This window comes from Actinosynnema sp. CS-041913, from assembly GCF_050942485.1.
GTDB lineage: Bacteria > Actinomycetota > Actinomycetes > Mycobacteriales > Pseudonocardiaceae > Actinosynnema.
In genome coordinates this window covers 5,762,949-5,777,679 of the sequence record NZ_CP192037.1, presented here as the reverse complement: position 1 = coordinate 5,777,679, position 14,731 = coordinate 5,762,949, and the positions used below count along the sequence as shown (strand labels likewise).

Genomic DNA, 14,731 nt, shown 5'->3' with positions numbered 1-14,731 from the left:
GACCGGGGCGGCCCGATGCCTCCGATGATGCCGCCGCCGATGGGTGGTTCGCCGGGTTCGGGTTCGGGTGTGGAGCGTCCGGATTCGTCTGGTTTGTTGGGCAATGAGACGTCGCCGTGGTCGGGTGGTACGCCGCCGCCGGTTGTTGACCCTGGTGGTTTGGAGGCTCCTGCTGGTCGTCCGGAGTCGTGGGCGTCCAAGGTGCCTGTTGGTGGCGGCGGGGCTGTGCCTCCGATGTCGCCTCCGATGATGCCGCCGCCGGCGGGTGGTTCGCCGGGTTCGGGTTCGGGTGTGGAGCGTCCGGATTCGTCTGGTTTGTTGGGCAATGAGTCGGCGCCGTGGTCGGGTGGTACGCCGCCGCCGGTTGTCGAGCCTGGTGGTTTGGAGGCTCCTGCTGGTCGTCCGGAGTCGTGGGCGTCCAAGGTGCCTGTTGGTGGCGGCGGGGCTGTGCCTCCGATGTCGCCTCCGATGATGCCGCCGCCGGCGGGTGGTTCGCCGAATGGTGGTTCGGGTGCGGAGCGTCCGGATTCGTCTGGTTTGTTGGGCAACGAGTCCGAGCCGTGGTCGGGTGGTACGCCGCCGCCGGCTGTCGAGCCTGGTGGTTTGGAGGCCCCGGCGGGTGATCCGGAGTCGTGGGCGTCGCGGGTGCCTGTTGGTGGTGGCGGGGCTGTGCCTCCGATGTCGCCTCCGATGATGCCGCCGCCGGCGGGTGGTTCGCCGGGTGGTGGTTCGGGTGCGGAGCGTCCGGATTCGTCTGGTTTGTTGGGCAACGAGTCCGAGCCGTGGTCGGGCGGTACCTCACTGCCGAGTGTTGAGCCTGGTGGTTTGGAAGCGCCTGCGGGTGATCCGGAGTCGTGGGCGTCCAAGGTGCCCGATGGTGGTGCGATGGTCCCGCCGATGTCGCCTCCGATGATGCCGCCGCCGATGGGTGGTTCGCCGGGTTCGGGTGCGGGTGCGGAGCGTCCGGATTCGTCTGGCCTGCTGGGCAACGAGTCCGAGCCCTGGGCACCCGGCGTTCCCGACGCCGGGGAGCCTGGTGGGCAACAGGTTCCCGCTGGCGAACCGGAGTCGTGGGCGACGCCAGGACCGGTCACGTCGAAGGACGGGTTCGGCGTGGACGGTGGGCAGTTGCCGCCGGTGGTGTTGCCCCCGATGGGTGGCCTGCCGGGTGGCGACGATCGCGGTGCGCGACGACCGGATTCGGCCGCCTTGCTGGGCAACGGGTCCGAGCCGTGGGCACCCGACGCGGGTCAGCCGGACGGCCGGCAGGTGCTCGCCGGTGAGCCGGACGGCCGTCAGGTGTCCGCCGGTGGACCGGTGTCCGCTCCGGATGCCTCGGTCGTGCCGGGTGTTCCCACCGAACAGCCCATTCCGTACTCGGCGGACCCCGCGCCGGCCTGGCCGGAGGACGAGCAGGACGAGCCGGGCGACGACCGGGTTGCGGTGGTGCGGCCGCCCGAGGCCGAGGAGGACACGGCGGCGTGGGGCGTCCTCGCCGGAGCCGGTGCGCTCGGGTTCCTCGTCTCGCCGGTCCGCAAGGCCACCGACGAGGAGGAGCGGACAGAACACGCCCCCGACTACGCGCTTCGGGAGAGCGAGCCATGGGTGAGTGGGCAGGACACGCCGAGCACCTATCGCCGCAAGAACGGTGAGGTCGCGGTGGACGATCAGCCGCTGCTGATGTGCTCCGCCGCGCCGCCGCCGGAACCGGAGGAGGAGCCGGACGACGCCCCGGAGGCCGAGGACGAGGACGGGGAGAAGGAACGCACCGCGGCGAACCTGCTCCAGCAGTCCGACGACGCCTGGGGCAGTGCCAAGCCCGCGCCGGGCAACGGAGTGCTGGGATGAGCACCATCACGGTCAAACGGCCGCCCCGCGCGGCCGGCCCGGAGTTGCCCGACGGCGAGGTGCAGCTCGAAGAGCCACCGGTGATGGCCGAACAGGCGTCGCGGAACTTCAGCTCCGTGCTGATGTTCCTGCCGATGGGCATCGGCAGCATCGCCATGGTGCTCATGTTCACCGTGGGCAACGGTTCGCCGATCATGTACATCATGGGCGGCGCCATGGGCACGTCCATGATCTTCATGAGCCTGTCCCAGATCGGCTCGGCCGGCATCGAGCGCAAGAAGAAGATGCAGGCCGAGCGCCGCGACTACCTGCGCTACATCGCGCAGTTGCGCAAGCAGGCCAGGGACACCGCGAACGCGCAGCGGCGGTCGGTCGCCTGGCACAACCCGGATCCGGGCTGGCTGTGGTCGATCGCCACGAGCAAGCGGCTCTGGGAGCGGCGGGGCAGCCACGAGGACTTCGGCAGGGCGCGGATCGGCCTGGGCAGCCAGCCGGCCGCGCTGAAGTTCCTGCCGCCGTCCACGAAGCCGATCGAAGACCTCGAACCGCTGGCCTCGGTGTCGCTGCGCCGGTTCGGCGAGACCTACCGCACCGTGACCGGAATCCCCACCTCGGTCGGGATGCGCAGCTTCACCAGCGTCGAGCTGGCCGGGGACGCCGACGCCGCGCTCGGCCTGGCCCGCGCGATCGTCGGCCAGCTCGTCACCTTCCACGCCCCGGACGAGCTGCACGTCGCCGTGCTGACGCCGGAAGTCGGCCGGCCGGAGTGGGACTGGGTGAAGTGGTTGCCGCACAACGCGCACCCGACCGCCCGGGACACCGCCGGGCCGGTGCGCATGCTGGCCTGCGACCACGACGAGCTGATGGACCTGCTCGGTCCGGAGATCACCGACCGGGGCGACCACGACAAGACCGTGCCGGCCGGGGCGAGCGAACCGCTCATCGTGATCGTCGCCTACCTCGGCGGCATCCCGGAGCACTCCCGGCTGTACGGCGCCGGTCTGCGCAACGTGGTGCTGCTCGACGTGACCGGCACGATGACCGGCGGGCCCAAGGTGTTGCGCCTGACCTGCCGCGGCACGACGGTCGAGTTCCCCTCCGGCGACGCGGTCGGCACCGCGCAGTGCGACCGCCTCAGCCTGCCGCAGGCCGAGCGCCTGGCCAGGCTCCTGGCGCCCCGGCGCACCAGCGGCACCGTCGAGGTCGCCGACCGACCGCTGGAGAGCGACTTCGAGCTGACCACCCTGCTGGGCATCAAGGACGTCAACACCTTCGACGTGGCGGCGCAGTGGCGGCAGCGCAACACGTTGCGCGCCAGGATGTCCGTGCCGATCGGGGTCAGCGAGGACGGCGAGGTCATCGAGCTGGACCTGAAGGAGCCGGCCCAGGGCGGCGTCGGACCGCACGGGATGCTCATCGGCGCCACCGGCTCCGGCAAGAGCGAGCTGCTGCGCACGCTGGTCTGCGGGCTCGCGGCCACCCACTCGTCGGAGATCCTCAACCTCGTGCTGGTCGACTTCAAGGGCGGCGCGACGTTCATCGGCATGGAGAAGCTGCCGCACACCTCCGCGGTGATCACCAACCTCGCCGACGAGCTGCCTCTGGTCAGCCGGATGCAGGACGCCATCAACGGTGAGATGACCCGTCGGCAGGAGTTCCTGCGCGCCAGCGGCTACGTCTCGCTGTACGAGTACGAGAAGGCGCGTGCCGCCGGCGAACCGCTCGCGCCGTTCCCGGTGCTGCTCGTGGTCGTCGACGAGTTCTCCGAGCTGCTGACCAGCAAGCCGGAGTTCATGGAGCTGTTCGTCTCCATCGGACGCCTCGGCCGCAGCCTCGGCGTGCACCTGCTGCTCGCCTCGCAGCGGCTGGACGAGGGCCGGATCAACCGGGTGGAGGGACACCTGTCCTACCGGATCGCGCTGCGCACCTTCTCCTCGATGGAGTCGCGCAGCGTCATCGGTGTCGCCAAGGCCTACGAGCTGCCGTCCGAGCCGGGCAACGGCTACCTGAAGCTCGACATGTCGAACCTGTTGCGGTTCAAGGGCGCCTACGTCTCCGGGCCGGCCCCGGTCACGACGTCGAGCGCCGGGCCGGTGCGGCAGTCGGCTCCGGTCACGGGCGACGTGACGCTGTTCGACACCAAGGCGCATCCGCTCAAGCACGTGCTCGTCGACCCCGTCGACGCGGACGCCGCCGTCAAGTCCGAAGTGGACGAAGAGGAGGCACCGGCCGCGCCCGGGGAGAAGGTGGCGAGCCTCGCGGAGGTGCTCATCGACCGGCTGGTGGGCGCCGGCCCGCCGGCGCGCCAGGTCTGGCTGCCGCCGCTGTCGGAGTCGCCGACCCTGGACAGCCTGCTGCCGAGCGTGTTGCCGGACGCCGTCTACGGCATGATCGTGGAGGACCGCACCGCGTTCGGCCACCTGCGGGTGCCCGTCGGCATGGTGGACCGGCCGGACGAGCAGGTCCGCGAGCTGCTGTTCGCCGACGTGTCCGGCGCGAACGGGCACGTCGCGGTGGTCGGCGCACCGCAGACCGGCAAGTCGACGCTGCTGCGCACGCTGATGCTGTCGCTGGCGATGACCCACACCCCGGACGAAGTCCAGTTCTACTGCCTGGACTTCGGCGGCGGCGGGATCATGTCCGTGTCCGGGCTGCCGCACGTCGGCTCGGTGGCCACCCGGCTGGAGCGCGACCGGGTGGTCCGCACGATCGAGGAGTTGTTGCAGATCCTGGAGTCGCGCGAGGCGGCGTTCACCGAGCACGGCGTCGACTCCATGGAGGCCTACCGCAGGCTGCGCGGGCACGGCGAGCTGGTCGACCAGCACGGCGACGTGTTCCTGGTGGTGGACGGCTGGTTCAGCCTCCGGCAGGACTACGACGAACTCGAAACCAAGATCAACGAACTGGCGTCGCGCGGCCTGTCCTACGGCGTCCACGTCGTGGTCGCCGCGACCCGGTGGTCGGAGATCCGGCCGTGGCTGCGCGATCTCATCGGCACCCGTTACGAGCTGCGGCTCGGCGACTCGATGGAGTCGGAGGTCGCCTCGCGCAAGGCGGCCACCGTGCCCTCGCAGCCCGGCCGCGGCCTGACGTCGGACGGCTACCACTTCCTCGCGGCGCTGCCGAGGATGGACGGCAGCGCGGACACCGACGACCTCACCGCGGCGACCAAGGCCGCCGCCGAGGAGGCGCGGACGTTCTGGCCGGGCCGACCGGCGCCCGCGGTCCGGTTGCTGCCGGGCAAGCTCCCGGTCGCCGACCTGCCCGCCCCGGAGGGCGAGTTGCTGCGCTGCTGTCTCGGACTGGACGAGCAGCGGCTCAACCCGGTGTGGCACGACTTCGCCGCGACGCCGCACCTGTTGGTGTTCGGCGACAACGAGACGGGCAAGACCAACGCGCTGCGGCTGGTGCTCGACGCGGTGACCCGGCGGTACCGGCCCAACGAGGCCAAGGTCCTGCTCGGCGACTCGCGCCGGGACCTCGATGAGAACGTGCCGGAGGAGTACCGCACCGGCTACGGCATCACCGCGGACGCGCTCTACGACCTGGCCGGCCGCGCGTCGGTCTCGCTCGGCAAACGGGTTCCCGGCCCGGAGATCACCCCGGACCGGCTGCGCCGGCGGGACTGGTGGGACGGGCCCGAAGTGTTCGTCGTCGTGGACGACTACGAGCTGTTCAGCCGCGCGGCGGGGATGGGGTCCACGCTGGACCCCCTGCTCCCGCTGATGGCCCAGGGTGTCCACATCGGACTGCACGTGATCATCGCGCGCTCCAGCGCGGGCAGCATGCGGGGGATGATGGACCCGGTCATCCGGCGGCTGTGGGAGCTGGGCACCCCCGGCCTGCTCTTCTCCTACCCGAAGGAGGAGGGCAAGTTCCTCGGCGAGGCCAAGCCGCGCACGCTGTCGGCCGGACGGGCCCAACTCGTCACCCGGCGGGGGATCAAGTTGATCCAGACCGGTTTCGTCCCCGCGCCGGCACGGGAACTGGTGGGGGAATCGCGATGAGGGAGTCCGCATGACCAGCGCACAACCGGCTGAGCTGTGCCGGCTCACCGTCTTCGGCCCGAGCGGCAAGGCCGACCTCGCGGTGCCGGTCTCGACCACCATCGGAACCCTGCTGCCGATCCTCGTGCGGCACACCGTGGACGAGACCCGCCCGGCCGCGGACGCCCTCGCCGACCAGGCGACTCCCGGTGCCCTGAACGGGATGCCGGCCGGCGCCGGCAACCACACCGAGCCGGAACCCGGCGAGGTGGGATCGTGGGTCCTGCAACGGCTCGGCGAGCAGCCGCTCGACCCGGACGGCACGCCCGAGACGCTCGACCTGATCGAGGGTGAGCAGCTCTACCTGCGTCCGGCGGGAAACCCGTTGCCGGAACTGGACTTCGACGACATCGCCGACGGCATGGCCACCGCGATCGGCTGGCAGAGCAACCACTGGCGGCCGGAGCACGCCCGCTTCCTGTTCACCGGCCTCGCCGTCGTCGCGGTCGCCACGGTGTTCGCGGTGCTGTTCGCGAGCGGCTCCGGCACGGCGGCGACGATCGGCTCCGGGGTGCTCGCCGGGTTGTTCGCCGCCGCATCGGTCTCCGCGGGACGGTGGCTCGACGACTACCTGCTGGCCGCCCTGCCCGGCGTCGCGGCGTGCTGCTTCGCCGCGACCGCCGGCCTGATCGGCGTCGCCGGCCCGGAGCACGCGCTGGAGCTGAGCACACCACAGGTGTTGGTCGCCGCGGTGTGTGCGACCGGAGCCGCCGCCCTGTTGCTCGGCGCGCGGTACTCCGTGGCGCAGCACCTGCCGATCGTGCCGTTCGGCGTGATCGCGCTCAGCGGGATCACAGTCCTGATCAGCGGATGGCTGCACGCCGGTGTCGAGCTGACCCCGGGCCAGACGGCCGCGGTGGTGTCGACGGCGTTCTTCCTGTTGACGATCTACGCACCCAAGATCGCGATCCGCGCCGCGCGGCTGCGCGGGCCACACCTGCCGAAGTCGGCCGCCGAGTTGCAGATCGACATCGACCCCGCGCCGGCCAAGGAGATCGTCGAGCAGACCGGTTTCGCCGACCGGTACTACAGCGTGCTCACCGCGGGCGCCTCGCTGGTCTACCTGGTGTCCGTCCCGTTCCTCCTCGACGTGCCCGGCTGGGTCGGCGACGTGCTGCCCATCGTGTTCGTCGTGGCGATCCTGTTGCGCGCCCGCCACTTCGTCGGCGTGCTGCAACGACTCGCGGTGACCGCGTCCGGCACGGCCGGCGTCGTGTTCATCGCGCTGCACCAGACCGATGGGGCGTCGACGTCGTTCCAGTGGTTCGTGATCATCCTGATGCTGGTCGCGCTCGTGCCGCTGGTGCTCGCCGCGACCAGGCCGCCGACCCGTCGGCTGCTGCCGATCTGGGGGCACGTCGGCAACATCTCCGAGACGGTGACCGCCCTGGCGGTGCTGCCGCTGCTGCTCCAAGTGCTCGGCGTCTACGCCTGGGCACGCGGACTGGCGGGGTGACCGGGTGCAGACTCAGAAGGACCGCGTCGACGCCCATGCGTTCCTCATGGGGCGGATGTCCTCCGCGCTGACCACCGGTGATCCCAGCCCCGCGGAGCCGCCGGACCGTGGCCGCTCGTTCGGCTTCTACTTCGGCCTGGTGATCGCGCTGCTGGTCGCGGTCGGCTTCTGGGTGTACGGCCTCATCGTGCCCGGCGGGAACTTCGCCTGGCGGAAGGAAGGCGTCCTCATCGTCGAGGAGGAGACCGGCAACCGCTACGTCTACCTCGGCGGCGAGCTGCGCCCGACGTTGAACCAGGCTTCGGCCCTGCTGTTGCAGGGTGGCAAGGCACGCGTGGAGATGATCTCCAGCGCGTCGATGCCCGGGGTGCCCCACGGCGCGCCGATCGGCATCCCCGACGCACCGGACAGCGTGCCGCCCGCGGCCAACCTCGTCGGTGGGCCGTGGACGCTGTGCCTGAACGGTCAACAGGACGTGCCGGCGGCGATGAGCATGGACCTTACGCCGGCGACGCTCCCGCAGCCGGTTCCCGACGACCGCAACGTCGTGGTCGCCTCCTCGGACGGCAGGCAGTACCTGGTGCTCCGCGGGAACAAGCACCGGCTCGGCGAACCCAGCGCGCTCGTCGCGCTCGGAGTGCCCCGGATCGCGCCGCCGGAAGCGCCCGAAAGCTGGCTCGCCGCGCTGCCCGACGGGGAGGTGCTCGCCGCCGCCGAGATCCCCGGCGACGGACAGCGGGAGATGGAGATCGCCGGCGCGGAGTGGCGGACCGGCCAGACGTTCCGGCAGCCGATGCCCAGTGGCGGCGATCAGTTCTTCGTGTTGCGGGACGACGGCCTCGCGCCGATGAGCCGCACCGAGTTCGCGCTGCTGTCGGCGAAGTACCCGAACCGCGCGCCGGCCGACCTCACGGCCGCCGACATCGCCGCCGCGCCGCGCTCGGCCGACTCCACGCTCATGGGCCGGTTGCCCGACGTGCTGGGGACGTCGACGGTGGAGGAACTCCGTGCGCCGGGCACGCACGTGGTCTGCCTGGCGCAGCGACCGCACGAGGTGTCGGTGGCGAGCTACGTGGGGATCGCGCCGGTGTCGATGGCCGGACCACCGATGACCGGTGGCACCGGCGCGATCGTGCGGCCCAACTCCGGAATGCTCGCCGCCGCGGTCCCGCTGCCGGAGGGGCAGAAGAAGCCGCACCGCTTCCTGATCACCGACCGGGGCATCAAGTACCTGCTGCCGGATGACGACTCGGTGAACGCGCTGGGCTACGGCGGCGTGGTGCCGACGCCGGTGTCCGCCGCGGTGCTCGACGCGCTGCCGTCCGGTCCCACGTTGTCCCGCGCCGAACTCGGCGCAGGCGAGAAAGGCTAGCCATGTCGCTGCGAGCCAGGATGTCGATGAACAAGCGCCGGCCTCGCCACCAGGCGCCGATGGACCTGGCGTACCGCACGATCGGCAACGCGATGGTGGTGCACGCCAAGGACGCGCTGACCAACGAGGCGATGTCGCTGGCCATGTCCGTCGCCCCGGACCCGCACCACGACCTGGTGGTGGTGGACCTGCCGACCGACGTCCCGATCGGGGTGTGGGAATCCGTCGCGACGCACCTGCCGCGCGGCAGGCGTGGTGTCCGCCTGGTGCTCGGCGGCCGGTCCCGGGAGGCGACCGCGCTGGCCGGGCAGTGGCTCGCCCAGCGGATCGGCCGGCCGGTGATCGCGCCGGACGGGATGGTGGTGCGTGGCGCGAGCGGCGCGCTGTTCGTCCACTCCGGGCAGGACAGCGGCTGGGTGCGCTTCCGGCCGGGGCACCCGCCGCAGTGGGCGGGCAAGCGCTTCCCACGCCCCTCCTGGGATGCCAAGGTGTTCGCCGACTCGGCCCCGACCAGCTCGACCGGCGTGGCCGAGCCGCTGCCCGGCGGGGTGTGGATCCGGCCGGTCGGGCACGACGCGCAGTTGCACGCCGGCCGGGGCCGGCTGATCAACGAGATGCCCTGCCAGGCCGAGCTGCTGACGGTCGTGCTCGGCTGCCCCGGCACGCCGGCGATCTCCGTGGACGACGTGCTGCGCTTCTGCGCGACGGTCCCCGATCACCTCCGGGCCAGTGTTCGATTCGTCCACTACGGACCGGTCGCGGTTCCCCCGCAGGTCGCGGTCGGGCAGGCGCTCGCGGACGGGTTGGGCGCCGGACTGGTCTGCTACACCGGCCTGCCGGTCGGCTCGGCGCAGTCGCCCGACGTGTTCACCGTGCACGAGGACGGCTCGCTGGGCTGGAACACCTTCGCCACGAGCGTCTTCTACCGGCCACCGGAGGAGGACAAGCCCACCGTGCCGACCCTGCACGGCTACCGGCGCCCTGTCCACGGCGTCGCGGAGCTGGCGCCCGCGGTGTTCTGGTACACGCCGGACGCGGTGGTCGAGGTCGTCCAGGCCGGCCTGTGGGTCCGCCCGACGAACTACCTGACCAACGCGGAGGAGGTCCGCGCGACCCCGGCGGATCCCGGCGAGAACCTGCTGGTGTTCGACGGGGCCACGCAGGACCAGACCCAGCGGATGCGGACGCTCGCCGAGGACGTGCTCGGCCGGCTGGACCTCCCCACCAGGCGGGTCAGCCGGGTGGTGCCGGCGTCGGCGTTGGCGCAGGCGGGCATCCGGATCACCGGGCTCGCGCTCGCCGAGATCGACGCCGTCGAGACCGACCGCGCGGAGAGCGACGTCGAGCGCACGATGGCCATCCCGGCTGTACCGGCGCAACTCGCGTCGGCCGACCCAGTCGAGCACGTCGCGGTGCCGGGCCCCGTCGAGCCGGCGATCGCGCCGCCGTCGGCACCCGCCGGGATCGACGCCCTGGAGGACGACTCCGAGCGCACGGTGGCCGTCCCGGCCCCGCAGACGCACGTCGCGTCGGCCGCCACGAGCGTGGAAACCCCTGTTGCCCAGGGGAATGCTCCCGCGCTTCCGGCCGCCCCGTACTCTCCGGACCTGATGCGCCTGGAGAGCGCGCCGGCGGACGCCACGCCGCCGAGCGCGCCCGAGGGCGGCGGGACGACCACCCACCAAGCCGCTTCTCGGACCGAACCGAAGGCGGCGCCGACGACCACGCGCGAGGCGACCGCGCAGATCACGCGCGAGGCGACTGCGAAACGGCAGCCAACGCCCGAGCCCGCAGCGTCCGCGTTGTTGCCCACCAAGGGCATCGACGAGGAACGCGCGTGGCTGCGCAAGAACCTCGGCCCCCGGTACGGCGTGCTGGCCAACACCATCGCCCGTGTGCTCTCCGAGCACCCCGGCCTTCAGGGCGCTGTGACGGGCTCCAATTCCGACGTGCTCACCGAGGCCGTCGCGGTCCAGCTCTACCTCGGTCCGGAAGGCGCGGAGATCGACCGGGCGCTGCGGACGGCGAAGGTCGGGCCGCACGTGCCGTTCGCGCGCTGCGTCGTCGCGGGGCTGCGGCGGCTGCCCTCGCACCGGGGCGCGACCGTGTTCACCATGACGCCGACGAGCGCGCAGTGGGATCTCTACCGCGGTCGCAAGCTGCTCACCGAGTGGGGCTTCGTCAATGCGCTGAGCGAGCCGTGCTCCGGCCAGGAGGGGAACGTGGACGTGCTGGTGTGGTCGATGACCGCGCGCCGTACCAAGCTGCTCGAACCGGAGGGTCAGCCGACCGAGGACCGCGTGCTGTTCGTGCCGGGAACCAGCTTCAAGGTGCTGGACGCGACCGAGCCGACGGCCGGGGGGCGCGGGCAGATCCTGTTGCGGGAGCTGGCGCTGAGCGAGATCGACGACGGCGGCAAGGTGGACGCCAACCGCGCTTCGCTCGACGACCTGGCGATGACGTCGTTGCGGCGTTGCGCGGATCGCTGGGCCGCGGCGAAGCCGAAGCGGCGCATTCCGGAGTCGTTGACGAATCGATTCCAGGCGCTGCCTGGTCTGGCTTAGGAGATACGCCCATGGCGAAGCGGCAGATGATCGTGGTCGGCGGAGGCGGACCCGGGGCGTTCTCGTCGGTCGGTGCGGCGATCGCAGGCGCGTCGAGCGACGCGATGATCACCATCATGCCCGGCCGCTATGAGGAGAACCTCGTGCTGGACCGGATGGTGACCCTGACGGCGCAGGACGGGCCGGGCACGGTCGAGATCCACGCGCGGTCGGGCAGTGTGCTGGTGTGCCACACGGACGCGGCGCAGCTCAACGGCCTCGTGCTGACCTGTGGTGACGAGAAGCTGGCCGCGGTGGACGTGCCGGGCGGCGAGGTGGCCATGGACTCCTGCCGGGTCGGTGGCGCGTCGTGGACCACGGTGCTGACCCGGGGACGGGGCGCGGTCGTGCTGCGGCGCTGCGTGGTCACCAGCACGGGCGGCGCCGGTTTCGTGATTGCCTCGTCGGTGACCAGCACGGTGGCCGACACCGAGGTGGTCGACGTGGAGTCGTCCGGGGTGGTGGTCACCGAGGTGGGTTCGCTGGTGCTGCGCGACAGCACGGTGAAACAGGCCAAGGGCAACGGCATCTGCGTCAACGGCGACGGCCGTGCGGTGATCGAGCGGTGCACCGTCACGGGCGCGGAGAAGCCGGCGATGGTCGTGGAGCAGCGGGCCGTGGCCACCATCACCGGGTTGACCGTCCGCGACAGCGGCAACCTCGACCTGTACGTGCTCAGCGACGGCAAAGTGTCCATTGTAGACTCTACGTTCGCGGGTGCCGCGCACCAGGCGGCGCACATCGCCGGCGGAGCGGCGCCGGAGCTGCGCGACTGCACCTTCACCGCGGCCGGGCGCAACGCCGTGCACGTCACCGGGAAGTCCTCGCCGACGTTCAGCGGCTGTGACGTCACCGACTCGCCCCTCGGGATCGTCATCGACGACGGCAGCGCGCCGCGGTTCTCGGCCACCACCGTGCGCGGCACCAGCGAGGGCGCCGTGGTGGTCAGGTCCGCTTCGGACGTCCGCTTCGCCGGGCTGCGCGTGCACGCCGAGCGCGGACCCGCCATCGTGGCGGACGGGCGCAGCAAGCTGGAGCTGACCGACGCGGCCGTCGAGGCGACCGAGGTGGCGATCAGCGCGTCCGACGTCGTCCTGCTCACGGTCAGCGACGCGCAGCTCGCCTCCGGCGCGGAGTCCGCCGTGCTGCTGGACGACGGCACTCAGGCGACGATCGCGTCCACCGTGGTCCGCGGTGGCGGCCTGCGCGCGGGATCGAACTCCGAGGTGTCCCTGCGGGACAGCGAGTTCGTGGACTGCTCGGCAGACGGCATCCAGGTGGTCGCCGGCGGTGCGGTGACCGCGGACCGCTGCCGGGTGCGCGGTTCCGGCCGGCACGGCGTCAGCATCGAACCCGGCGCGCGGGCCTCGTTGACCTCCTGCGACATCAGCGGCAGCATCGGCGACGGGGTGCGGGTGGACACCGAGGAACCGGTGAGGCTGAGCCAGTGCGTGATCACCGACAGCGGTGGCGTCGCGGTGAACCGGCGGATCGAGCACGACCGCGTCTCGCTGAACGGCCTGGTGACCGACGGCGAGGCGGACAGCCGGCGCCCCGCACCCGCGCGGTCCGCTCCAGCCGAGGTGGACACGGGAGCGCTCGGCGCGGCGGTCGCCGGCACGGCGGGCGGCGCCAACCTGGACGGCCCCCTCGCCGAGTTGGACGGCCTCATCGGCTTGGACGGGGTGAAGAAGGAAGTCCTCGGGCTCATCAACCTGATCAAGATGACCCGACTGCGGCAGCAGATGGGCCTGCCGATGCCGCCGATGAGCCGGCACCTGGTGTTCGCCGGCCCGCCGGGGACCGGCAAGACCACGGTGGCCAGGCTCTACGGCTCGGTGCTCGCGGAACTGGGCATCCTGGCGAAGGGCCACATGATCGAGGTGGCGCGGGCGGACCTGGTCGGCCAGTACATCGGCTCCACGGCGATCAAGACGACCGAGGTCGTCACGAAGGCGCTCGGCGGCGTGCTGTTCATCGACGAGGCGTACACCCTCACCAGCCAGAAGGGCATCAACGGCCCGGACTTCGGCCAGGAGGCCGTCGACGCGCTGATGAAGATGATGGAGGACCACCGGGACGAGCTGGTGGTCATCGTCGCCGGCTACTCGGAGCTGATGGAGGAGTTCCTCGCCTCCAACCCCGGTGTCGCCTCCCGCTTCACCAGGACCGTCGAGTTCCCCAACTACAGCGTCGACGAGCTCGTCACGATCACCGTGAACCTGTGCCGCAAGCACTACTACGAGCTGACCGACGACGCGATCGGCGCGCTCACCGAGTACTACGAGCGGGTGCCGAGGAACGCCACGTTCGGCAACGGTCGCGTGGCGCGCAAGCTGTTCGAAGCGATGGTGGGCAACCAGGCCTCGCGGCTGGCGTTGGAGCCGCCGACCAAGGACTCGGAGCTGAACCGGCTCACGGGGGCCGACCTGCGGGCCGAGTTGGCGCTGCTGGCCGAGGACGCCGGGAAGGCCGCCGCGGCGCCGGACGCCGACGCCGACCCGCGCGCCGCGCTGAAGGCGAGCCACGGGTGGAGCAGGCTGTGCCGGCTGACCGGCGTCGCCGAGGTTCGCGACGCCGCCGGGATGAACCTGATGCGCCTGTGCGAGTTGAAGAAGCACCGCAAGCCCATGGGCCGCGAGGCGAGCGTGATCCTCGGCGGTCGGACCGGCAGCGGGCGTGGCGAGGTGGCGAGGCTCTACGCCCAGTGCCTCGCCGAGCTGGACCTGATCGGCATCGGTCAGGTGGTGCGGGTGTCGATGTCGGCGGACTTGTCCCCGCAGTGGCCCGGTCAGGCGAAAGAACTGGTGGCCAACGCTTTCGAGGAGGCCAGAGGCGGTGTTCTCGTCGTCGACGCGGACATCGGCGACTCGGCCGCCGAACACGTGGATGCGCGCGTGGAGATCGTTGAGGCCGTGCTCGAAGGGATGCGGCAGCACGCGGGCGATGTCGCTGTCGTCCTGATCGGCGAGCGCGCCGGCCTGGCCGCGCTGTTCGAGCTGGTTCCCACCCTGCGCCAGTCGTTCGGCGCGAACTGGGACCTGGCGGAGTACGGCGTCGCCGACCTGACCGAGATCGCCGTGCGGCACCTGCGCAGGCGTGGCCACCAGGTGCCCGACGACGTGCGATCGGCGATCAGCGTACAACTGGCGGAATCGCCGGAGCGGACGGTCCGGGCCGCGCACCGGCTGGCCGACCGGCTCGCCGCCACGGCGGCATCGCGCACCCTCGCTTCCGCGGACCTGCGCGGAGTGCCGCCGCGGCCGGCGTCCCAGGTGGTGAACGAAGGGCTGGCGTCGGTCGGCTGAAGGACGATCGGGCAGACATGGTGCACGCCGGCGCCCTATCACCACCGGGTGCCTGGTTTCGGCCAAGCCGCCCCGGCTTGGCTGAGGATGTCGACGTA

The 14,731-nt window shown here is 71.7% G+C and carries 6 protein-coding genes; all 6 read left to right on the top strand.

Features of this window, described 5'->3' with window-relative positions; translation table 11 throughout:
* The first annotated feature begins 897 nt into the window (after positions 1–897).
* The 6 genes from ACQPZF_RS25970 to ACQPZF_RS25945 are packed head-to-tail and all read left to right on the top strand — an operon-like array spanning position 898 to position 14,633.
* Positions 898–1,848 carry a hypothetical protein gene (locus ACQPZF_RS25970; protein ID WP_433261121.1) on the top strand — a complete coding sequence of 317 codons (951 nt, stop codon included), beginning with the start codon at positions 898–900 and terminating at the stop codon, positions 1,846–1,848.
* Complete coding sequence (gene eccCa, locus ACQPZF_RS25965; RefSeq protein WP_433261119.1) at positions 1,845–5,855, top strand: type VII secretion protein EccCa; 4,011 nt, start codon at positions 1,845–1,847, stop codon at positions 5,853–5,855. Before ACQPZF_RS25970 ends, eccCa begins: the two co-directional genes overlap by 4 nt.
* Positions 5,856–5,865: 10 nt before the next feature.
* The gene (gene eccD / locus ACQPZF_RS25960) at positions 5,866–7,350 is read left to right on the top strand and encodes a type VII secretion integral membrane protein EccD (protein WP_433261117.1); all 1,485 of its coding nucleotides are present in this window, start codon (positions 5,866–5,868) and stop codon (positions 7,348–7,350) included.
* Between the two features lie 4 nt (positions 7,351–7,354).
* Positions 7,355–8,722, top strand: coding sequence for a type VII secretion protein EccB (eccB, locus tag ACQPZF_RS25955; RefSeq protein WP_433261115.1), 1,368 nt, complete (start codon positions 7,355–7,357; stop codon positions 8,720–8,722).
* Between the two features lie 26 nt (positions 8,723–8,748).
* The gene (locus tag ACQPZF_RS25950; protein WP_433261113.1) at positions 8,749–11,286 is read left to right on the top strand and encodes a hypothetical protein; all 2,538 of its coding nucleotides are present in this window, start codon (positions 8,749–8,751) and stop codon (positions 11,284–11,286) included.
* Between the two features lie 11 nt (positions 11,287–11,297).
* A complete protein-coding gene (locus ACQPZF_RS25945; RefSeq protein ID WP_433261111.1) occupies positions 11,298–14,633 on the top strand; it encodes a right-handed parallel beta-helix repeat-containing protein in 3,336 nt (1,111 codons plus the stop codon).
* Positions 14,634–14,731 lie beyond the last annotated feature (98 nt).

What these genes read in the sequence shown, in the direction of transcription:
- ACQPZF_RS25970 (WP_433261121.1), top strand. Translation starts at nt 898, where the DNA reads ATGTCGCCTCCGATGATGCCGCCGCCGATGGGTGGTTCGCCGGGTTCG.
- ACQPZF_RS25945 (WP_433261111.1), top strand. Translation starts at nt 11,298, where the DNA reads ATGGCGAAGCGGCAGATGATCGTGGTCGGCGGAGGCGGACCCGGGGCG.
- ACQPZF_RS25950 (WP_433261113.1), top strand. Translation starts at nt 8,749, where the DNA reads ATGAACAAGCGCCGGCCTCGCCACCAGGCGCCGATGGACCTGGCGTAC.
- eccCa (WP_433261119.1), top strand. Translation starts at nt 1,845, where the DNA reads ATGAGCACCATCACGGTCAAACGGCCGCCCCGCGCGGCCGGCCCGGAG.
- eccD (WP_433261117.1), top strand. Translation starts at nt 5,866, where the DNA reads ATGACCAGCGCACAACCGGCTGAGCTGTGCCGGCTCACCGTCTTCGGC.